Raw genomic sequence first — 20,956 nt, 5'->3', positions numbered from 1 at the left:
GTTCAGGCATCACCGAGATCGAGCTGCGTCAAGATTCCCTGACGCAGCGCCAGCCGGACCAGCTCGATGTCGGAGCCGACGCCGAGCTTGTCCTTGATCAGCGAATGCAAATTCGCCACCGTCTTCGGGCTGACGTGCAGCGTCTCCGCGATTTCCTCCGTCGTGTTCTCAGCGAGCAGCAGCCGCAGCACCTCGAACTCGCGCGGCGTGAGCACGTCGGCGGCCGAGCTTTCGCCGCTGATGCGGCTCAGCGCAAGCTCGTGGTCGATATCGGGACTGATCGCGATCTTGCCGGCGAGCACGTCCATCACCGCGCGCACCAGCGTCTCGGGCGGACTGGTCTTGGTAACGTAGCCCCTTGCGCCGGCGCGGATTGCCTGCACGGCGAAACCGGCATTCCCGTGCATGGTGAAGACGAGGATCTTTGCGGCCTTGTCCCATTGCCTGATCCGCCTGACGGCCTCGACGCCGCCGATGCCGGGCATGCTCAGATCCATGATGACGAGGTCCGGCGCCTCGGATTTGAACAGGCGATAGGCCTCCGCGCCGTCGCCGGCTTCGGCGATGACGCGCAGTCCCGGCTGCTTCTCGAGCACGGAGCGATAGCCTTCGCGGACCACGGAATGGTCGTCGACCAGCAGAATGGTCGCGGTCATGCCGCGTGTTCCAGTGCTTGCGGATTGGCGGCTGCAAGCGGAATGACGACGCGCAGGGCGGAGCCACCATTGGGGCCGGCCTCAAAGCTCAGACGGCCGCGAAGGGCCGCGACGCGTTCGCGCATGCCGAGCAGGCCCATCCCGGATTTCGCGGCGGGATCGGTCGAGCGGCCGTCATCGTCGATGGCGAGCGCGATCTCGTCGGCATGCATCGTCAGTTCGAGGCTCACTTTGGTCGCACCAGCATGTTTGGCGGCGTTGGTGAGCGCTTCCTGCACGATGCGGTAGAGGTTGGCGCTGATCGTGGCCGGCAGCGTTTCGAACGTTCCGTCGAAACGGATCGAAAAACGGGTCTCACCGCGGCTGCGCCCATTCCACCCCGCAACGAGGCCTTCGAGACTGGCGACGAGACCGAGCTCCTCGACGTCAGGCGGCCGCAGCCGGAACAGCGCGCCGCGCAGCGTCTCCATCATGCCGGTTGCGGTCCGCGCGATGCCGTCGCATTCGCCAAGCAAGGAGGGACAGTCCTGCGCGGCGGTCTGACGGGCGGAGGAGGCGAGCGCGCGGATCGCGGCCAGAGACTGGCCGAATTCGTCGTGCAGCTCGCGCGCGAGATGGCGGCGCTCCTCGTCCTGGAGCGCAATCAGTTTTCGCGTCAGCTCGGCACGCTCGGCAAGTGCAGTGTCCAGGCTTTCGGCGAGATGGTTGAACACGTCGCGCACCGCGGACAGCTCGGCGAGATCGAACGGCGGCAGCCGCGCGGTGAGGTCGTTGGCGGCGACCCGCTCGAGGCCGGCGCGGATCATGCGCGTCGGGCGCAGCGCCCGCGCAAGCGCGGCATAGACCAGGACGCACAGCAGCGGCAGCGTGATCGCCAGCGCGAGCATCAGGCGGCCCGCCTCGTGCCAGGCCTCGGCCGTCTGCACGGCCGGATCGACCGAGACCACGGCCTCGCCGAGCTTCGTTCCGCGCAGGATCACGGGTCGCGACGCCTCGCGGCCAGGATCGAACAGGCTATGGTAGAACGCCGTGAAGATCTGCGGCGGCGGGTCCTCCGGGATCGGCGCGCCGCTACAGAAGCGCTGCAGCATCTCACCGCTCGTGCCGCGGAAGGCCAGGCACAGGCCGGGCGTCATCACGTAGGCTGAAACGGGATCGAGGTTGGGAAAGTCGGAGCGCGGGCTCGCCGTCCACAGGACCTTGCCCTGCTGCAGCTCCAGCGTCTTCGCCACGATGGCAGCGATCCCGTCGATGCGTGCGTGGGCCGCGCGGTCGGCCGTGATCAGGAAATAGGCGGAGATCGCGGCGAAGCAGGCGGCCGATATGGCGGCTACACGCAAGGTCAGGCGGACCTTGAGATCGAATCTCGGGCGGTTCCACATCGGCGGGCACCTGGCGCGAACGGGATTGTCGCCTCCGCATTAAAGGGCAGAACGCCGGCGGCGGAAAGCTGCACGCTTGGTGCGGTGCAACGTCGTGAAATTTTCCCGGCCCTGGTCGGGACAGCGATGGCTGCGGCGCATGGGCTGCCGCCCTAAGTTTACGGCCTTCACCTCATGCGAGGCCTGTCATGCGCGGTATCGTGTCGTTGCTGTCTCTCCTTGTTCTTCTCGGCGCCGGGCCGGATGGCCGGGCCGCAGCCACTGAGACCACTGCCATTGCTCTCGACGATTTCAGCTATACCGATACCTCGGCCGAGCCGATCGACCAGAGCGCCGCCCACCAGCGGCGGCTACAGGCGTTCATGGTTGCGCTCCGGCGGGACATCGCCGCCGACCCGCGCTACCGGCTTGCGCCGTCGGTGCAGGAGGGGGCGGCGTTCAAGGTCATCGGTGGCATCCAGAAGACCAGCACGCTGGTGCAATGGGCCAAGGTCGCGGTGATCGACGTCGGCGCCAAAAAAATCGTGATGGACAAGCTCTACACGTTCCGCGGCGACAATGATGAATCGTGGGAGCGTGCCGAGATCTTCATGTCCCGCGAGATCATCGCCGCGCTGGCCGCACCCGCGCCGGTCGCGTTGGCGGTGTTCGATTTCGAGTTGGAGGATACGACCGCCGCGTCAGCGGGCGCTTCAGCTGCGTCCGATGCGTCCTATCTGGCCGACGTCACGGCCAGCGTGCGCGAGTCGCTCGGTCAGTCCGGCCGATACCGTCTTATCGACGTCGGCGGTGCAAGCGGCGAGGCGGCAAAGGCGCATACGCTGCGTGACTGCAATGGTTGCGAGGCGCTGATCGCGCAAAAGCTCGGTGCGGATCAATCACTGATCGGCGTGGTGCGGCGGGTCAGCCGCACCGAATACACGCTCGGCTTCCAGGTGCGCGACGCCAAAACCGGCGCCGTGCTGGCGCGCGGCGACAGCGGCCTGCGGATGGGCGCGGACTATTCGTGGAAGCGGGGCGCAGTCCGGCTCGTCAGCGACCGGCTGATCGAAAGCCGATAGCGCGGGACGCTTTATTTCTTGAGCATGATCTTGTCGGAAAAGCGCTGCAGACTTTTCCGGATCATGCTCTAGAACGTCAACTGTACCTTCATCGATTGCGAGCGGTCGCTGGCCAATTCAAACGCGGCGACCGCGTTCTCGAACGGCATGGTCGCCGTGATCAGCGGCTTCACGTCGATCAGGCCTTCGCCCATCAGCCGCACCGCCAGTTCGAACTCGGGATCGAAGCGGAAGGTACCGCGGAGCTGCAATTCCTTGGCAACGATGGAGTTGATCGGCAGCGTCATCTCGCCGCCGAGGCCGAGCTGCACCAGCGTCGCGCCGGGACGGAGCACGTCGAGCGCGGTGCGCAGCGCGGTCTGATTGCCGGAAGCTTCGAACAGCGTGTCGAACACGCCTTTGCCGGCGCGCCAGGGATCGAGCGCGGTGGCATGGGTCGCGACATTGATCGCGTGCGTGGCGCCGAGCTTTTGGGCGACCGCGAGCGGGGCGTCGGCGACGTCGGTCACGACGATCTCGGACGCGCCGCCGAAGCGCGAGACCAAAATCATCAGCGCACCTATCGGACCGCAGCCGGTGATCAGCACGCGCTTGCCGAGGAGGGGGCCGGCCTGCTTGCCGGCGTGCAGGCACACTGCGAGCGGTTCGGCGACTGCGGCTTCGGCCAGCGAGAGCTTGTCTGCGATCGGTACGGCCTGCGTCGCGTCGACTGTGATGAACTCGCGAAAGCCGCCCTGCACATGAGGAAAGCGCATCGCGCTGCCGAGGAAGCGCATGTCGAGGCATTGGTTGCGCATGCCTTCCTGGCAATGCAGGCACTGGCCGCACGGCTTGCTCGGATTGACTGCGACGCGTGTGCCGGCCTTGACGGCGGTGACGCCGTCACCGACGGCGGCGACCACGCCGGCGATCTCATGCCCGAGTGCCATCGGCTGCTGGATGCGGACGACGCCGAAGCCGCCATGATGGTAGTAGTGCAAATCGGAGCCGCAGATGCCGCCATTGGCGATCTTGACGCGGACTTCGCCCGGGGCGGGCGCCGGATCCGGGTAGGTCTCGATCCGCAGATCCTTCGGGGCGTGAATGACGACGGCGCGCATGGTCTTGTTCCCTGTTTCGCGATTACATCGCGGCGATCATGCCGCCATCGACATAGATGATCTGGCCATTGACGTAGGTAGACGCGTTGGAGGCCAGGAAGATCGCAGCGCCGACCAGCTCGTCCGGCTTGCCCCAGCGCTTGGAGGGGATGCGGCCCATCAGCCAGTTGTTGAAGTCGGTGTTGCTGACCAGCGCCTCGTTCATGTCGGTGAGCATGTAGCCGGGGCCGATCGCGTTGGCCTGGATACCGTGCTGGGCCCATTCCACCGCCATCGAGCGGGTCAGGTTCTTGATGCCGCCTTTGGCCGCGGTGTAGGGCGCGATGGTCGGGCGCGCGAGCTCGCTGCCGAGCGAGCCGATGTTGATGATCTTGCCGTGCTTGCGCGGAATCATGCGCTTGGCGGCCTCGCGGCCGATCACGAAGGCGCTGGTGAGGTTGGTCTCGATCACCTTGCGCCATTCGTCGGTGGTGAACTCCACCAGCGGCTTGCGGTGCTGAATGCCGGCATTGTTGACGACGATGTCGACGGCAATGCCCTTCCGGTCGAAGTCGTTGAAGGCGGCGACAATCGCGGGCTCGTCGGTGACGTTGAAAGCGGCACCTTCGGCCTGATGCCCGGTAGCGTGAAACTCGGCGACGGCCTGCTGAACGCGCTTGGGATCGACGCCGTTGACGATGATCCGGGCGCCGGCTTTGGCCATGCCCTCGGCAATGGCGCGGCCGAGGCCGCGGGAGGAGCCGGTCACGAGCGCGGTGCGGCCGGAAAGGTCGAAGAGGGCGGTGCTCATCCAGGGAAATCCTTAAGCGTTGGAGCGGCGCACGGTCAGATCGGAGCGGTCGAACACGGCGGGCAGAAGATCGACGCCGAGGCCCGGTCCTTCCATCGGATAGACATAACCGTCCTTGATCGTGGGCATCGTTGTAATGAGCTCATTGTACCAGCCCTTGTAGAAAGCGCGCACGGATTCCTGAATCAGCGTGTTGGGCTGGCTGAATGACATGTGGATGGCGGCGATGAAGCCGATCGGCCCGATGCAATCATGCGGCGCGAAGGGGCGGTGATAGGTCTCGGCCATCGCCGCGATCTTGCGGCCCTCGGTGAGGCCGCCGGTCCAGCACAGATCGGCCATCACCACATGCATGGCGTCGCGGTCGAGCATGTCCTTGTAGGGGAAGCGCGAGCCCAGCGTCTCGCTGGCGCAGACCCAGACGTCGGTCGAGCGCGCGTATTCGGCCAGCGCCTGCGGCGAGTTCATGCGGATCGGGTCTTCGTACCAGGTCGGCTTGTATGGCTCGAGCGCGCGCGCGATCTGCTTGGCGGTCGGCAGGTTCCAGAGCGAATGGAATTCGACCATGATCTCCATCTTGTCGCCGACGGCCTTGCGGATTTTTTCGAACGGCTCGATCGCCTGCTTCATCTGGGCTGCCGTAATATAGAGACCCTTGTTCTCCTGCGCAGCCGGATCGAACGGCCAGATCTTCATCGCGGAGATGCCGCTTTCCAGAAGGCTCTCGGCCAGCGCATCGGCGCGGTTCATGAAGCCGTTCAGGTCTTCGTAGGGGCCTTTGTTGGCGCCGAGATTCCAGTTCGAGACCGGGCTTATATTGGTGGAGCGGACATATTGCGTGCCGGCGCAGGTGTTGTAGATACGCTGCTTGTCGCGGCAGAGGCCGCCGAGCATCTGATGCACCGGCTGATTGCAGACTTTGCCGAACAAATCCCATAGCGCGATGTCGATCGCCGAGGCCGCGCGATATTCGACGCCGGTCGAGGACTGTGCCATCGGCAGGTTCAGCATGTCGCGATGGATCGCTTCGATGTGCAGGGGATTGCGGCCGAGCAGGCGGCCGGCAAAGGTGTCGTGGATCTGCGCTTCGACCGCGCCTGCTCCGTAGAAGGTTTCGCCGAGACCGATCACGCCTGCATCGGTGTGGACGCGCACCCAAATGACGTTGGAGAATTCCTCGGTGCGCAGCGTCTCGATCGAAATGATCTTCACCGCATCCTCCCGTCTGACGGCGCTCTGCGCCTGCCTAGTTGTTGTTTCTGCGGCCTGCCGTCGCGGCCATCTGGTGGCCAGTGATACGCCCGCTTGTAATATATCACAATATGTTTTATGCCTGTCACGAATAAGAGGCGGCCCGGCATGGACGAGGCGGGCCGACGGGGAGGATTGCGATGGTACGGCGCAAGCGCACGCTCGAAGTGGTGCGGCCCGACGATGAGGCGAAGCCCGGCCGGCGCAACCGCGTCAATTTTTTCGAACTGGCCTATCAGAAGATCGAGGACCTGCTCATCAATTGCGAGCTCAGGCCCGGTCAGTTCCTGACTATGCTGGAATTGCAGCACATCACCGGCCTTGGTCGCACGCCGGTGCACCATGCGGTCAACCGGCTTTCAGCCGACACGCTGATCATCATCCGTCCGCGCCACGGTCTGCAGGTCGCGCCGATCGATCTCGCCCGCGAACGCATGCTGCTCGGCCTGCGCCGTGACATGGAGCGCTTCGTGGTCCGGCTCGCCGCCGATCGCGCCAGCCTTTCGCACCGCAATCAGGCGCTGCACATCGAACGCCTGCTGCGCGAGCGCCGCGCGACGCTGACGCTCGACGAGTTCAACAGCCTCGACCGCCGTATCGATGCGCTGATCCTGGATGCCGGCGGCGAGCCGTTCCTCGCCCACACGATGCGGCCGCTGCACACGCTCTATCGCCGTATCGGGTTCATCCATCATCGCTGCATTCCGGGCCATGCCGATCTCTCCGGCACCATCGACCGCCATCTTGCCATTCTCAACGCAATCGCCAATCGTCGCGTCGATGCAGCGATGGAAGCGAGCGACGCGCTGATCGACTTCATGGATTCGATGTTCATGGAAATGGAAACAGGCATAGACCCGCGACTGCTCGATTGCAGCATCGAGCCGCTGCTCGGCACCTAGAGAATCAAGAGAGGACCAAACATGTCGACGATGGCTGTGCCACAACCGACCGCGAGCGAAGCCGCGGTTCGCTACCTCATCACCAATTACAGTCCCAAGGGCAACAAGGTCGGCTGGCTGATGATGGCCTCGATTCTGGTCGAGGCCTGGGACCTCTATTCGATCGCCTTCGTGCTGATCTTCATCCGCGAGCAGTACAATCCCGATCCGCTGATGCTCGGCCTCGCCGCGGCCGGTACGCAGGGGGGCGCGTTGATCGGCGCGCTGCTCGGCGGCTGGCTATCCGACAAGATTGGCCGCCGCGTGATGTTCCTGGTCACGATGGTGATGTTTATCGTGCTGGCGCTGGCCCAGGCTTTCGCGCCGAACGTCACCTGGCTCATCGTGATACGTTTCCTGCTCGGCGTTCCGCTAGGTTCTGACATCTCGACCGGCTACACCTACATCATGGAATCCATGGCCAAGGGTGAGCGCGAGGTCATGGGTAACCGCTGGCAGTTCATGTTCGCCGTCGGTGAAGTGCTGACCATCGGCGTGATCGTGATCTTCCTGCTGCTCGACATCCAGCACGAGATGCTGTGGCGCGTGACGCTTGGCCTCGGCGCGGTACCGGCGTTGATCATCCTGATCATGCGTCACGACGTGCCGGAGACGGCGGTGTGGCTGGTGCAGAAGGGGCGCTTCCGCGAAGCCAAGCAGGTCGCGCGCGAGATGTTCAACGACGATCTCGCCATGCTGCCGGACCGGGACGTGGTGGTGCCGAAGGTCTCGACGCGCGCCTTCCTTGTCGACCTCAAGCAGGACCCGATCCGCTGGCGCGCCACGGTCTACGGCTGGATCGCTTGCTTCGCGCAAGGCAGCGAGTTCTCGACCTTCGCGTTCTATTTGCCGGTGCTGTTCGTGATGGTCGGCGTGTCCAGCGTGCTCGGCATCAATCTTGTGACGATGGCACTGTTCTGCTTCGCCGCGCTGTCCGGCTGGGTCGGTCCGCTGCTGACGCCGAAGCTCGGCCATCGCGGCATCGCCATCGCGGGCTTTTCGATCGTGCTGGCCTCGCTGCTGGTCGCGGCCTTCGCGCTCTACACCGACAACAAGATCCTGCTGCCGTTCGCGGCGGCTGCCATGCTGTGGGGCCACTATTGGGATGCGTCGAACTGCATGACGATCCCCACCATGGTCGCAAAGCCCAAGTATCGCGGCACCGCCAGCGGTTTCGCCTACATGTTTGTGAAGCTGCCGTCGTTCCTGGCGATCTTCCTGTTCCCGACGGTGTTCGCTGCGGTCGGGCAAGCGAATGCCACGCTGATGGTCGCGATCTTCCCGCTGATCGGATTGCTCGCCGCAATCTTCATCCTGCCGGAAGTTTACGGCTACGAGAACGATTGACGTCTGAGTGTTACCTGATCGCGGCGGCCAAGGCCGCGATCAGGGCGGGCGGTGTCACCAGCATGCCGAGCTTCAGGAACGACCAGGCGCCAACCTCGATCTTCTCCCGCCGCAGCGCCACCAGCCAGAGAATGGTCGCGAGCGATCCCGTGATCGACAGATTGGGCCCGAGATCGACGCCGATCAAAATGGCGCTGACGACAGGTGCCGGCAGATGATCGCTGGCGGCAACTGAGCCGGCCACGAGACCGACCGGTAGGTTATTCGCGATGTTGGTGGCAATTCCCGTCGCAATACCGACGCTCCAGGCGGCTTTCGGGACCGATTGCGCGACGGCTTCATGCAAGAGCGCGCTGAGTTGCCCGATCACGCCGGTCTTCACCAGCGCTTCCACCATCACGAAGAGACCGCCGACCAGCGGCAGCACGCTCCAGGACACGCCCTTCACGACTGGCAGCAGCGATTGGCGGCTGATCAGCAGCACGATCGCGGCCGTCGCCACGCCGCAGACGAAGGTCGGCAGGCCCAGCTGCTTGTCGAGCGCCGAGGCCGTGACCAGAACGATTCCGATGGCCACGATGCCGACGGCCGTCAGCTTGCCGCCGCGGCCAAGCTTCGGATGCGGCACGCTGCGCGCGATCGTCTCTTCCTTCAGCGCGCGATGCTGGGTCAGGCGCAGTACGATGTAGGTCAACAGGATCGACGCCGCCGAGGGCAACGCGAACAGACGCAGCCATTCGGTGAGCTGCGGCATGCGCGCACCGAACACCACGAGATTGGCGGGGTTGGAGATCGGCAGCACGAAGCTCGCGGCATTGGCGATGAAGGCGCAGACGAATAGATAAGGCAGCGGATTTGCGCCGGCCGCGCGCGTCGCGGCATAGACGGCCGGCGTCAGCACGATGGCGGTGGCATCGTTCGACAGCAACACGGTGACGACGGTGCCGACGATGTAGATCAGCAGGAACAGCCGCCGCGGCGAGCCAGCCGCATATTCGACCGCGAGCGCTGCCAGATAGTCGAACAGGCCTTCGAGCCGGGCGAGCTCGGCGATCAGCATCATGCCGATCAGGAAGAGATAGACGTCGACGCCTTTCTCGATGCCGGTGAGCGCGTCCTGCCAGGGCAGGAAGCCGAGCGTCACCAGGGCGGCGGCGCCGAGTACGGCCCAGATCGCCTCGGGCAGGCGAAAAGGGCGGATGATGACGCCTGCGGTCGCGGCGACGATGATGCTCCAGGCCCAGATGGCGTCTTGCGGCGCAGTCGGCACGTTCAATCCCTGATATGAACTCGGCTCATTCTGCAGCGATAGCGGATGCCGACGCCGGTGTCTTCCCCTGTGGCCGCAGGGCGCTGCCGGCAAGGCTCCGCCCTAAAACCTCACGGCCAGGAGAACCGCGCCGGCGCCGATCATGGCGATGCCGACCCAGCCCTGCGCGGTCGGGCGCTCGCCGAGAAAGGCGAAGGCGAACAGGGCGACCAGCACGACGCTGAGCTTGTCGATCGGCGCCACCAGCGTGGCGGGGCCGAGCTTCAGCGCGCGGAAGTAACAGAGCCACGACGCCCCGGTCGCAAGCCCGGATAGCACGAGGAACAGCCAGGTCCTCGACGAGACCGCCGAGGGCACGGCGAATTGCCCGGTGAAGAACAGCAGCACCGAGAAGGCGAGCAGCACCACGATGGTGCGGATGAAAGTCGCCAGATCCGGATTGATGTTCTCGACGCCGACCTTGGCGAAAATCGCAGTCAGTGCCGCAAAGCAGGCGGAGAGGAGCGCCCAGGACTGCCAGGCGGAGAAGAGGGCGGGTTTCATGGGAATTCCCTTTAGCGAGCCACCGACAGCTTCTCCATGATTGCCTTGCGCAGGATGCGCGAGAGCGACTCCACCGAATATGGTTTCTGGATCAGCTCGAAGCCGCGATGGGCGTTTTCAGCGAGGACGTTGCTGTAGCCGCTGGTCAGCACCACCGGGAGGCCCGGATAGCGCTCGCGGATGATGCCGGCGAGCTCGACCCCGTTCATGCCGGGCATGATGACGTCGGAGAACACCAGATCGACCGCAAATTCGTTCTCGCCGAGGATGGCGAGGGCCGCATTGGCGTTGGCGACGCGGCGGGTGACATAGCCGAGGTCTTCCAGGAGCTCGGTCGAGAACTGGCCGACATCGTCATTATCCTCGACCACAAGCACGCGATAGCCCCGCCCGGTGGTAGCGGCCTCGTGGGTCAGCGCCGCGGCTTCCTTCTCGGCGGCGGGGCTGTGCGCCTGCGGCAAGTAGATCGTGAACGTCGCGCCCTGTCCGTGCGTGCTTGTTACCGCGATGTCGCCTTCGGACTGTTTTGCGAAACCGAAGGCCTGGCTGAGGCCGAGGCCGGTGCCCTTGCCGACTTCTTTGGTCGTGAAGAACGGCTCGAAGATGGCGTCGATGTTTTCGGGGGCAATGCCGCTACCGGTATCGGCGACCGAGATCGCGACATAATCGCCGCCGCGTGCCGACTGCGCACGCAGGTTCGGGATGCCCTCGACCTTGCGCACCGCGATGGTGAGGCGGCCTTCGTCGTCCATGGCATCGCGGGCGTTGATGGCGAGGTTGATCAGCGCGGTCTCGAATTGGGCGATGTCGGCCACGGTGAAGCAATCGGCATCGTCGATCTCGACGGCGATTTCGATGCGGCCGCCGACCAGCGGCCGGACCAGCTGCGCGACGTTGTCGACCTGGCTGCCGACATTGAAGATCTGCGGTTTAAGTGGCTGCCGGCGCGCGAAGGCCAAGAGCTGGGCGGTCAGCTTGGAGGCGCGCTCGACGGTGTCGGAGATCGCATCGACATAGCGGCGGCGGCGCTCTTCCGCCAGTTCGCGCCGGCGCAGGAAGTCGGTCGCCGAACGGATAATGGTGAGGAGGTTGTTGAAATCGTGCGCGACGCCGCCGGTAAGCTGGCCGATCGCCTCCATCTTCTGCGATTGCCGCAACGCTTCCTCGCCGCGGCGGCGCTCGGTGATGTCGACCGCCTCCGGCACCGCGCCGGTGATGTTGCCATGGCGGTCGAGCACCGGGCGCATGCCGAACTCGAAATCGCGCTCGCCGATCGGCAGCCGCAGCCGCATCTCCATCCGCACAGCTTCGCCCCTGAGGACGGTGTCGAAAGCCTCGCGCACGGTTGCGCTCATGCCGTGGGTGCCGGTGAACCAGGGCGTTTCCCACAACAGCTTGCCGATCACGTCTTCAGAGCGCGCCTTGATGTCATAGAGCGCAGTGTTGTTGGCGTAGAGCAACTCGCCCTTGAGGTTGGCCAGGCCCTGATACTGATTGCTGGTCTCCAGGATGGCGCGCAGCCGCGCCTCGTTGGATTCGAGCTCGGCGGTGCGTTCGACGATTCGCTCTTCCAGCGTCTCGTTGAGCTTCCGCAGTTCGATCTCTGCCTGCTTGGCGACTGTGATGTCATGGGCGACGCCGATGAAGCCGATATGCTTGCCGGTCGGGTCCCAGCGCGGCTGCGATTCCGAGCGCAGCCAGCGCCATTCGCCGGATGCGTCCTTGTAGCGCGCCTCCAGCACGAATGGTTTGAGCGAGGCTTCGCCCTGGACCGATTGCTGCAGCACGTGCGGCAGGTCGTCCGGATGCAGCACCTTGCGCCAGTCGAAGGCAATGGCCTGGTCGTAGGGCAGGCCGACGAAATCGACATAGGCCTGGTTGGCGAAGGAGCGCGTGCGGTCGAGTTTTGTCACCCAGATCGGCACCGGCGCGCTGTCGGCGATCAGTCGAAAGCGCTCCTCGCTCTCGCGCAAGGTCTCGCGCACCAGCATCTGGTCGGTGACGTCGATATGAGCGCCGACCAGCCGGACGGCGGGGCCGCCGGCCTCGCGCTCGAGCTTGGCGACGACGCGGATCCAGCGGGTCTCGCCGTCGCTGGGGCGGATGATGCGGTATTCGGCGGTGTAGTCCTCGCTGGTCCCGGCCAGCGCCTCCAAGAAATGTTTGACGGTCGCGTCGCGGTCATCAGGATGGATGCGGCCGACCCAGTCCTCGTGCGTCTCGTCGGCAGCCTCGGGCGGCAGCCCGTGAATGATCAGATATTCCGGCGAGCGGCGGTTCTTGAAGCCTTCGCGGAAGTCGACCTCGAGCCCGCCGACCTTACCGATGCGCTGGATGCGCGCGAGCTCCGCCTCGCGCTCCTGGAGCGCGCGATAGGCATCGTCGCGCTCGCGCGCGATGTCTTCGAGGTGCTGGCGCAGCCTCTCGGCGGCAAGGGTCTCGGGCAAGGGATCGTTCAAGGCGTCGGCCGTTGTGATGCGGGACCGCACGTCCCGAGCCGATATTCACACAGACAAAGCGTGATAGCCATTGCTCAAAAGGGAATAGATCGGGAAACGTCCGCCGCACGGCGTGTGTCGGGTATGAACCAACGCAGGGTCTGGCTATTTGTTCCGAACATTGGAACGATGAGCCGTCGGCACGCGTATGTGCGAGGCGTCACCACCGTCATTGATAAAACGCCCTTTCGGGAGAGGCTAAAGCTTGAAGCTCTTTGTCTGCCAGGACTGCGGCAATGTTCTCTATTTCGAGAACCGCGCCTGCGAACGCTGCGGCCACCGGGTCGCCTTCCTGCCGGAGAAGGAGACGATGTCGGCGATCGAGCCCGACGGGGCGGCTTGGAAGGTGCTGGCCGGCAAAGACGGAAGCCGCATGCTCTGCAGCAATGCCGCGTACGATGCCTGCAACTGGCTGACGGATGCTAGCGATACCACCGGCTATTGTCGCGCCTGCCGCCATAACGGCATCGTGCCTGACCTCTCCGACCCTGCGCAGCTTGCCGGCTGGCGCGAGCTGGAGGTGGCGAAACACCGGCTGTTTTATTCCCTGATCCGCTGGAAGCTGCCGCTCCAGACCCGGCAGGACAATCCCGAGCACGGGCTGCTCTTCAATTTCCTCGCCGATGATCCCAACAACGGCGAGAGGATCCTGACCGGTCACGACAACGGCTTGATCACGATCGCGCTGACCGAGACCGACGGCATCGAGCGCGAGCGGCGCAGGCTCGAGATGGGCGAGCCGTATCGTACGCTGCTGGGACATTTCCGCCACGAGGTCGGGCATTATTTCTGGGACGTTCTGGTCCGCGACGGCGGCAAGCTCGACGAATGCCGCGCGGTGTTCGGCGACGATTCCGTCGATTACGGTGAGGCCCTGCAGCGCCACTACGCCGAAGGCGCGCCGCCGGACTGGCAGCAGAATTACGTCTCGTCCTATGCGACAATGCATCCCTGGGAAGATTTCGCCGAGACCTGGGCCCATTACCTCCACATCGTCGATACCCTGGAGATGGCCTCCGAGTTCGGCATGGAGGTGCGGCCTAAAGTCGACCACGACGGAGAGTTGACCGCGCGCATCCGTTTCAACCCTTACGAGGCAAGAGGCATCGAGGCGATCGTCAACGCATGGCTGCCTTTCACCTTCGCCATGAACAGCGTCAACCGCGCCATGGGCCTGCGTGACCTCTATCCCTTCATCCTGTCACCGGCCGTGGTGAACAAACTGGGCTTCATCCACGGCCTCGTGCGGGGCGTGGCCAAGGCCCGGAAGTCCTAGGCCGCTCTGGGCAGCCCCGGGGCTGTTTCGGTCTTGCGCTGGTACGCCAGAGCGAGCCGGATTTTGGCCGTTGCCTCCGGCCGATTTTGCTGTACCACGACAGGATACGGCCCCGTCCGGTCGGCCCGCCAAGGGCTCGGGAGGGGTCCCGCCCAAGGGACGAAGCTCAAGAAAAACATGTTCAAACGCATCCTGATCGCCAATCGCGGCGAAATCGCCTGCCGGGTCATCAAGACCGCCCGCAAGATGGGGATTCAGACGGTTGCCGTCTATTCCGAGGCCGACCGCGACGCCCTCCATGTCGAGATGGCCGACGAGGCCGTCCTGATCGGGCCGCCGGCTGCGGCCGAGAGCTATCTGGTGATCGAGAAGATCGTCGAGGCCTGCCGCAAGACCGGCGCCGAGGCCGTGCATCCCGGCTACGGCTTCCTCTCCGAGCGCGAGGCGTTTCCGCGCGCGCTGGAAGCCGCCGGCATCGTCTTCATCGGCCCGAACCCGGGCGCGATCGCTGCGATGGGCGACAAGATCGAATCCAAGAAGGCGGCCGCGAAGGCCAAGGTTTCGACCGTGCCGGGCTATCTCGGCGTCATCGAGGACGACAGGCACGCGGTCAAGATCTCGGACGAAATCGGCTATCCCGTGATGATCAAGGCCTCCGCCGGCGGTGGCGGCAAGGGCATGCGCATCGCGCATTCGACCGCTGAGGTCGCGGAAGGTTTCAACCTCGCCAAGGCCGAGGCCAAGGCCTCGTTCGGCGACGACCGCGTCTTCGTCGAAAAGTTCATCGTCGATCCCCGCCACATCGAGATCCAGGTGCTGGGCGACAAGCACGGCAACGTGATTTATCTCGGCGAGCGCGAGTGCTCGATCCAGCGCCGCAACCAGAAGGTCATCGAAGAGGCGCCGTCGCCGCTGCTCGATGAAGCGACCCGCCGCAAGATGGGCGAGCAGGCGGTCGCGCTGGCCAAGGCCGTGAACTACGACTCCGCCGGGACCGTCGAGTTCGTCGCGGGACAGGACAAGAGCTTCTACTTCCTGGAGATGAACACGCGTCTCCAGGTCGAGCATCCCGTCACCGAGCTCGTCACCGGCGTTGACCTCGTCGAGCAGATGATCCGCGTGGCCGCCGGCGAGAAGCTCGCGCTCACGCAGAAGGACGTCGCGCTCACCGGCTGGGCGGTGGAATCGCGCCTCTACGCCGAAGACCCATTCCGCAACTTCCTGCCCTCGATCGGGCGGCTCGTGAAGTATCGCCCGCCGGCGGAAGTGAGCAAGGACGGCATCACCGTGCGCAACGACACCGGCGTGCAGGAGGGTGGAGAGATCTCGATCAATTACGATCCGATGATCGCAAAGCTCGTCACGCACGCGCCGTCGCGGGCCGCAGCGATCGAGGCGCAAGCGACCGCGCTGGATTCATTTTATGTCGACGGTATCCGCCACAACATCCCGTTCCTGTCGGCGCTGATGCATCATCCGCGCTGGCGTGAGGGCAATCTGTCGACCGGCTTCATCGCGGAGGAATTCCCCAAGGGCTTTGCGGTGCGCGTGCCCGAAGGCGAGGTCGCCCGCCGCATCGCTGCGGTTGGCGCCGCCATCGATCACGTGCTCGGTGAACGCAAGCGGCAGATCTCCGGCCAGATGGGCGGGCGGATCGTGCAGCGCGAGCGCCGCCGCGCGGTCTGGCTCGACCGCCAGGAGATTTTGCTCGAGGTCGCGCGCGAGAGCGATGCGATCGCGGTGCGCTTCGTCGATACCGACGGCAAGGCCGGCAATGCGCATTTGTTGCAGTCGCCGTGGAAGCCGGGCGATCCGGTCTGGCAGGGCACCATCGACGGCCATTTCGTGGCGGTACAGGCGCGCCCGATCGCCAACGGAATCCGCCTCGCGCATCAGGGCGTCGAGGTGCCGGTCTATGTCTGGACCGAAGCGGAAGCGGCATCTGCGAAGCTGATGCCGGTGACGACGGCCTCCGACACCGGCAAGAAGCTGCTCTGCCCGATGCCCGGGCTCATCGTCTCGATTGCTGTCACCGAGGGGCAGGAGATCAAGGCCGGCGAGACGCTGGCCGTGGTCGAAGCCATGAAGATGCAGAACGTGCTCCGCGCCGAGCAGGACGGCACCGTGAAGAAGATTCATGCCAGCGCCGGCGCGACGCTTGCGGTGGACGCGCTGATTTTGGAGTTTGCGTAAGGCGTGAATGGGGCTCTTGAATGGGCTCCACGACCGCCGTCATTGCGAGGAGCCCTTCGCAACGAAGCAATCCAGTCTGTCTCCGCGGATGCATTTCTGGATTGCTTCGCTGCGCTCGCAATGACGGAGGTTGGGGCAGTCGCGTTCGTCGCAAGAGAGAGACGGCATAATGACCTTTCGTTCCCGTCGCGAGAAACTGCGTTCCATCCTGTCGGGCGCGACCTGCGTCCATCCCGGCTCGGTCTATGACGCGATCTCGATCCGCATCGCCGAGGATCTCGGCTTTCCGCTCGGCATGTTCGGCGGTTCGGTCGCCTCGCTCGCCGTGCTCGGCGATCCCGATATCACACTGATCACGCTCACCGAGTTGGCCGAGCAGATGCGACGGATGTCGCGCGCCTCAGCGCTGCCGGTGCTGGTCGATGCCGATCACGGTTATGGCAATGCGCTCAACGTGCGCCGCACGGTGCAGGAGCTGGAAGTGGCTGGGGCGGCTGGCCTCACTATCGAAGATACGCTGCTGCCGGCTGCTTTCGGCGAGGCTAAGGCGCAGCTGATTTCGCTGGAGGAGGGCGTCGGCAAGATGAAGGCGGCGCTCGATGGCCGCGGCGATCCCTCGCTCGTCATCATGGGCCGCACGGGTGCCGCCTCGATCAGCTCGATCGAGGACGCGATCCGCCGCGCCAAGGCCTATGAAGCCGCCGGCGTCGATGCGCTATTCTTCACCGGCATCAAGTCGCGCGCTGAACTCGAGGCCATCGTATCGGCAACGCGTCTTCCGATCGTGCTCGGTGGCGCGCCGGACGAATTGAACGCGATCGACTATCTCGCCAGCCAACGCGTCCGCATCGCGCTGCAGGGCCATGCGCCGATCGCGGCGGCGACGCAGGCCGTCTACGACGTCCAGAAGGCATTGCGCGAGGGCACGGCGCCGAAAGCCCTGAAGGGATTGCCGTCAGCGGAACTGACCAATCGTGTCACGCGCCAAGCCGGGGTAAAAGCGCGCAGCGCCGACCTTCTCGGACTGAAAAAATGAGCCGGGCAATCCTCCAGGTCATGATCCGCGGGCGCGTACAAGGCGTCGGCTATCGCGCCTGGGTCGAATCCCAGGCGGCGACCTGTGGGCTCGAAGGTTGGGTCCGCAACCGCCGCGACGGCAGTGTGGAAGCGCTGTTCGCGGGAGCGCCGAAGCATGTCGCCGACATGGTCGCACTCTGCCGTCATGGCCCGCCGTCGTCGCGGGTGGACAGTGTGACGAGCGAAACGGCCAGCGTGAATGAGCTGAACCTGCGCAGGGCGGGGGAGGCGTTCTCGGTGTTGCCGACGGTTTAGTCAGTCGTCACCTCGGCAGCTTCGAGATCGCTTCGCTGAGCTCGTGGATTTCATATGGCTTGCGCAGGACCGGGAAATCGCCGCGGATGCTGGCGGCGACTTCGCTGTAGCCGGTCGCGAGCAGGATCGGCAAGCCGGGCCTGATCGCGCGCAAATGATGCGCGAGGCTGAGCCCGTCCATCTTGCCGGGCATCACGATATCCGTGAACACGAAGTCAGCGCCGTTCTGCTCGATCTCGCGCAAGGCCGCCTCGGCGTCGGCGACGCGGCGCACATGATAGCCGAGCTGCTCCAGAAGACCGATGCTGACGATGGCGACCTCCGGATTATCCTCGACGAGCAACACCGTGCCGCTTCCTTGGAATGACGGCGTCTCCATTGTCTCGTGCGAAGGCGCGGTCTCGCCACGTGGCAGCAGGATGGTGAAGGCGGTGCCCTTGCCGAGTTCGCTTGCGACCCTCACCGTACCGCCGGCCTGATGGGCGAAGCCGTGCACCTGGGAGAGCCCAAGGCCGGTGCCCTTGCCGATCGGCTTGGTTGTGAAGAACGGCTCGAAGATTTTGTCGAGCACGTCGGAAGGGATTCCGAGCCCGGTATCGGCGACATCGAGTCCCACGAATTCGCCGGCGTGCGGCGGCTCGGTCTGCACGATGTTGCGCGCGCGGACCGTCACCGTGCCGCCGTCAGGCATGGCATCGCGGGCATTGATGACGAGGTTGAGCAGGGCGGTCTCGAGCTCGGTGACATCGGCCTTGATCGGCCAGACGTCGCGGTCGATCTCGAAAGCAAGACGGACCGAACTGCCGACGCCGGCGTCGAGCACCTCGCGGATCGCGGCGACGCGGGATGCGAAATCGATCGCCTGCGGATTGACGCTCTGCCGCCGCGCGAAGGTCAGGAGCTGGTTGGTCAATGCGGCGCCGCGCTTGGTAGCCGTCTCGATCGCGGAGATCGCGCGCTGAAGCTTGGCGTCGTCGGCTGTGTCCTTCTTAAGAACGTGAAGACTGCCGCTGATGATCATCAGGAGGTTGTTGAAGTCGTGGGCGACGCCGCCGGTCAGTTGGCCGAGCGCGTCGAATTTCTGAGACTCGGCGAGCTGTGTCTGCATCGCCTCGAGCTTGATCTGTGCATTGCGCCGCTCGGTGATGTCCCGCGTGATCTTGGCAAAGCCGATGAGCTGGCCGTCCTCGTAGATCGGGTCGATCACGACGCTTGCCCAGAAGAAGGTGCCGTCTTTGCGGACGCGCCAGCCGTCCTCCTCGTAGCGGCCCTGATCCCGCGCGATGCCGAGCGCACGGGCGGGCTTGCCGTTGGCACGGTCGGTCTCGGTATAGAAGCGCGAGAAATGCTGGCCGAGGATCTCTTCGGACGCGTAACCCTTGATGCGCTCGCCGCCGATGTTCCAGCTCGTGATGATCCCGTTGGGGTCGAGCATGTACAGGGCGTAGTCGGCGACTCCTTCAACCAAAAGCCGAAAACTGCGCTCGCTTTCGAACAAGTCTCTCTGTTGACTGGATTTTTTGACCATTCCGGACCCCGCCTCAACGGGAGCAAACGTTGCAAGCGAAGGATTGTTCCCCGCTTTGGGGCAATTTTAGGCAGATTCGCGCGTCCGTATGCAGGCAGCCCGCGATTACTTCTATCGGGCCGAGGCGCCGATGACCGCGGAGGACATAGCCGACGTTCTCGACATGGCGCGCTCCAACGCGTCCAGCTCAATCAAGGAGCTGCTCGCCTGATCCGGCGGGTGCCAATCCTCCGGCCGCTCGCGACGTGGCGGTGCTTCGCCAAGCGCGTCGCCGCCGTGCTGCCGAACAAGGCGCTGAGCCGCGGGTTTGTCTTTCGGCGCGAGACGCTGCGCAGCGCATTCGAGGCGATCCTGTGAGGGGTCAGGCGGCCGCCGCACTCCGGAACGTCGCCGCCACCACGCGCAACGCCGCGAGCTTGGCAGGATCGCTGACCTTCGAATGCAGCATCACCTTCGAGCGGCCGAGTTTTGGCAGTTGGTGGACGGGCCCGATGTCGACCAGACCGGGAGGCGCAATCCGCCGCGCCAGCGGTGCGATCGCAAGCCCGGCAAGCGCGGCCGCGACCACCGCGGTAACGCCGCCGCCGACAAAGCGCTCGCGCCAGGCGATGCCGGCCTTGTCGAGCGCGCGCACCGCGACGGCGCGGACGCCACAGGGCGGGGCGAGCGTCGCCAGCGGCAGCGGCTCGCCCTTCGGCAGCGTGAAGCGGCGTGATGCGAACCAACCAAACTCGTCCTCGGTCAGTTTCTCGCCGTCGCGGCGGCTGCCTTCCTGGCGGACGATCACCGCATCGAGACGGCCCGCGTCATAGGCATCCTGCATCTCGCGCGAGAAGCCGATGGTGACGGCCAGCGTCAGGTTTGGCGACATCGCGTGCAGCCGTTCGAGCAGCGGCACCAGTTCCGGGCCCGCGGCGTGATCGGAGATGCCGAGCGAGAGCGACTCTGCCGCAGGTGCCTCGCCGGAGAGCGCGCGGTCATGCGCCGCCATCAGCGCGCGGGCGCGATCGAGGAAGCTGGCGCCGTCGGCTGTGAGCCGGACCGCGCGTGGCGAGCGCTCGACGAGGCGTTTTCCCAGCAATGTCTCCAGCCGCTGAAGCTTGAGGCTGACCGCAGCCTGCGTCGTGCCGAGCACTTCCGCGGCGCGGGTAAAGCTTTGCAGGTCGGCGACCAGCAGGAAGGCCTGGACGGTGGTGATGTCGAGGGTGACGGTCATATTGAATTCTTATCACTGGTATCAATAGAGATAAGATACCAAAATGACCGGGGAAGGTCTAGCTTCTCATCAACGCCGCGCAAACAGCGCGACATTTTGAGGAGAACGACAATGCCCCTGATCACCGTGTCCTACACCTCGTCCCGCCAGTCGCCGTCGTTGAAGGCCGACATCGCCAACGCCGTGTCCGAGCTCACCGCCGAGATACTGCACAAGGATCCCAGGGTGACCGCCATCATCGTGAAGTCGGTCGATGCGGGTGACTGGTTTGCGGGCGGCAAATCGCTCGCCGAGCAAAAGCTCGCCAGCTACTGGATCGACATTCACGTCACCGAGGGCACCAACACCAAGGACGAGAAGGCGGCCTATCTCGCCGCAATGTTCAAGCGCATGGCCGGGATTTTGGGCCCGCTGCACCCCGAGACCTACCTGCATGTCGACGAGGTCAAGGGCGATGCCTACGGCTTTGGCGGCCTGACCCAGGAGCGGCGTTACATCGCCGGCAAGCTCGAGGTGTCGCTGAAGGCGGCGTGAGGCTGCAAGCCGCGGGTGAGTGATCTCACCCGCGACCT

The 20,956-nt window shown here is 64.9% G+C and carries 19 protein-coding genes and 1 pseudogene; 10 read left to right on the top strand and 10 right to left on the bottom strand.

Features of this window, described 5'->3' with window-relative positions; translation table 11 throughout:
• Nucleotides 1-2: 2 nt before the first annotated feature.
• Entirely contained in the window at nucleotides 3-656 is a 654-nt protein-coding gene (locus ABIA96_RS24445; protein ID WP_354139608.1) for a response regulator, read from the bottom strand.
• Nucleotides 653-2,038: a sensor histidine kinase gene (locus tag ABIA96_RS24440; RefSeq protein WP_354139607.1), complete on the bottom strand. Its 1,386-nt coding sequence runs from the start codon at nucleotides 2,036-2,038 to the stop codon at nucleotides 653-655. Before ABIA96_RS24440 ends, ABIA96_RS24445 begins: the two co-directional genes overlap by 4 nt.
• A 188-nt stretch (nucleotides 2,039-2,226) precedes the next feature.
• Between ABIA96_RS24440 and ABIA96_RS24435 the strand changes: the two genes are divergently transcribed.
• On the top strand, nucleotides 2,227-3,099 hold the full coding sequence (locus ABIA96_RS24435; RefSeq protein WP_354139606.1) for a DUF3280 domain-containing protein: 873 nt from the start codon (nucleotides 2,227-2,229) through the stop codon (nucleotides 3,097-3,099).
• 68 nt (nucleotides 3,100-3,167) lie between these two features.
• On the opposite strand, the gene ABIA96_RS24430 is transcribed toward ABIA96_RS24435, so the two are convergent.
• From ABIA96_RS24430 to ABIA96_RS24420, 3 genes are read right to left on the bottom strand one after another with little or no spacing between them, the layout of a single operon-like run.
• The gene (locus ABIA96_RS24430; protein ID WP_354139605.1) at nucleotides 3,168-4,199 is read right to left on the bottom strand and encodes an L-idonate 5-dehydrogenase; all 1,032 of its coding nucleotides are present in this window, start codon (nucleotides 4,197-4,199) and stop codon (nucleotides 3,168-3,170) included.
• A 22-nt stretch (nucleotides 4,200-4,221) separates the two neighbouring features.
• Nucleotides 4,222-4,989, bottom strand: coding sequence for an SDR family oxidoreductase (locus ABIA96_RS24425; protein WP_354139604.1), 768 nt, complete (start codon nucleotides 4,987-4,989; stop codon nucleotides 4,222-4,224).
• 12 nt (nucleotides 4,990-5,001) lie between these two features.
• Nucleotides 5,002-6,201 (bottom strand): mandelate racemase/muconate lactonizing enzyme family protein, encoded by a 1,200-nt coding sequence (locus ABIA96_RS24420; RefSeq protein ID WP_354139603.1) that lies wholly within the window; start codon nucleotides 6,199-6,201, stop codon nucleotides 5,002-5,004.
• A 179-nt stretch (nucleotides 6,202-6,380) separates the two neighbouring features.
• On the opposite strand from ABIA96_RS24420, the gene ABIA96_RS24415 reads away from it, so the two are divergent.
• Together ABIA96_RS24415 and ABIA96_RS24410 are read left to right on the top strand one after the other, a co-directional pair.
• Nucleotides 6,381-7,142 (top strand): GntR family transcriptional regulator, encoded by a 762-nt coding sequence (locus tag ABIA96_RS24415; protein ID WP_354139602.1) that lies wholly within the window; start codon nucleotides 6,381-6,383, stop codon nucleotides 7,140-7,142.
• Between the two features lie 21 nt (nucleotides 7,143-7,163).
• Nucleotides 7,164-8,528 (top strand): MFS transporter, encoded by a 1,365-nt coding sequence (locus ABIA96_RS24410; RefSeq protein ID WP_354139601.1) that lies wholly within the window; start codon nucleotides 7,164-7,166, stop codon nucleotides 8,526-8,528.
• A 10-nt stretch (nucleotides 8,529-8,538) separates the two neighbouring features.
• Here the strand turns inward: ABIA96_RS24410 and ABIA96_RS24405 are convergent, their stop codons facing one another.
• The 3 genes from ABIA96_RS24405 to ABIA96_RS24395 all read right to left on the bottom strand — a co-directional run bounded on the left by ABIA96_RS24405 (nucleotide 8,539) and on the right by ABIA96_RS24395 (nucleotide 12,830).
• Nucleotides 8,539-9,798, bottom strand: a complete 1,260-nt coding sequence (locus ABIA96_RS24405) for an arsenic transporter (protein ID WP_354139600.1) — start codon at nucleotides 9,796-9,798, stop codon at nucleotides 8,539-8,541.
• 102 nt (nucleotides 9,799-9,900) lie between these two features.
• Nucleotides 9,901-10,341 carry an EamA family transporter gene (locus ABIA96_RS24400; RefSeq protein WP_354139599.1) on the bottom strand — a complete coding sequence of 147 codons (441 nt, stop codon included), beginning with the start codon at nucleotides 10,339-10,341 and terminating at the stop codon, nucleotides 9,901-9,903.
• 11 nt (nucleotides 10,342-10,352) lie between these two features.
• Nucleotides 10,353-12,830, bottom strand: coding sequence for a PAS domain S-box protein (locus tag ABIA96_RS24395; protein ID WP_354139598.1), 2,478 nt, complete (start codon nucleotides 12,828-12,830; stop codon nucleotides 10,353-10,355).
• Between the two features lie 214 nt (nucleotides 12,831-13,044).
• On the opposite strand from ABIA96_RS24395, the gene ABIA96_RS24390 reads away from it, so the two are divergent.
• From ABIA96_RS24390 to ABIA96_RS24375, 4 genes are all read left to right on the top strand, one after another.
• Complete coding sequence (locus ABIA96_RS24390; RefSeq protein WP_354139597.1) at nucleotides 13,045-14,115, top strand: zinc-binding metallopeptidase family protein; 1,071 nt, start codon at nucleotides 13,045-13,047, stop codon at nucleotides 14,113-14,115.
• Nucleotides 14,116-14,292: 177 nt separating this feature from the next.
• On the top strand, nucleotides 14,293-16,308 hold the full coding sequence (locus ABIA96_RS24385; RefSeq protein ID WP_354139596.1) for an acetyl-CoA carboxylase biotin carboxylase subunit: 2,016 nt from the start codon (nucleotides 14,293-14,295) through the stop codon (nucleotides 16,306-16,308).
• Nucleotides 16,309-16,477: 169 nt separating this feature from the next.
• Nucleotides 16,478-17,344, top strand: coding sequence for an isocitrate lyase/PEP mutase family protein (locus tag ABIA96_RS24380; protein ID WP_354139595.1), 867 nt, complete (start codon nucleotides 16,478-16,480; stop codon nucleotides 17,342-17,344).
• Nucleotides 17,341-17,640 (top strand): acylphosphatase, encoded by a 300-nt coding sequence (locus ABIA96_RS24375; protein WP_354139594.1) that lies wholly within the window; start codon nucleotides 17,341-17,343, stop codon nucleotides 17,638-17,640. The genes ABIA96_RS24380 and ABIA96_RS24375 overlap by 4 nt, the downstream gene beginning before the upstream one ends.
• Before the next feature lie 7 nt (nucleotides 17,641-17,647).
• Here the strand turns inward: ABIA96_RS24375 and ABIA96_RS24370 are convergent, their stop codons facing one another.
• Entirely contained in the window at nucleotides 17,648-19,168 is a 1,521-nt protein-coding gene (locus tag ABIA96_RS24370) for a PAS domain-containing hybrid sensor histidine kinase/response regulator family protein (protein ID WP_354139593.1), read from the bottom strand.
• Between the two features lie 112 nt (nucleotides 19,169-19,280).
• Between ABIA96_RS24370 and ABIA96_RS24365 the strand changes: the two are divergent.
• Together ABIA96_RS24365 and ABIA96_RS24360 are read left to right on the top strand one after the other, a co-directional pair.
• Nucleotides 19,281-19,376 (top strand): annotated as a pseudogene (locus ABIA96_RS24365) (ArsR family transcriptional regulator); the annotation flags it as partial.
• 11 nt (nucleotides 19,377-19,387) lie between these two features.
• On the top strand, nucleotides 19,388-19,525 hold the full coding sequence (locus ABIA96_RS24360; protein WP_354139818.1) for a hypothetical protein: 138 nt from the start codon (nucleotides 19,388-19,390) through the stop codon (nucleotides 19,523-19,525).
• Nucleotides 19,526-19,529: 4 nt separating this feature from the next.
• On the opposite strand, the gene ABIA96_RS24355 is transcribed toward ABIA96_RS24360, so the two are convergent.
• Nucleotides 19,530-20,384: a LysR family transcriptional regulator gene (locus ABIA96_RS24355; protein ID WP_354139592.1), complete on the bottom strand. Its 855-nt coding sequence runs from the start codon at nucleotides 20,382-20,384 to the stop codon at nucleotides 19,530-19,532.
• A 111-nt stretch (nucleotides 20,385-20,495) separates the two neighbouring features.
• On the opposite strand from ABIA96_RS24355, the gene ABIA96_RS24350 reads away from it, so the two are divergent.
• Nucleotides 20,496-20,918, top strand: coding sequence for a tautomerase family protein (locus ABIA96_RS24350; RefSeq protein ID WP_354139591.1), 423 nt, complete (start codon nucleotides 20,496-20,498; stop codon nucleotides 20,916-20,918).
• Nucleotides 20,919-20,956: the final 38 nt, after the last annotated feature.

Origin of the sequence: Bradyrhizobium sp. LB11.1 (genome assembly GCF_040549385.1) — a bacterium.
GTDB lineage: Bacteria > Pseudomonadota > Alphaproteobacteria > Rhizobiales > Xanthobacteraceae > Bradyrhizobium.
Note: the sequence above shows the minus strand (reverse complement) of the source record. Positions and strands in the feature narration are given on the sequence as shown.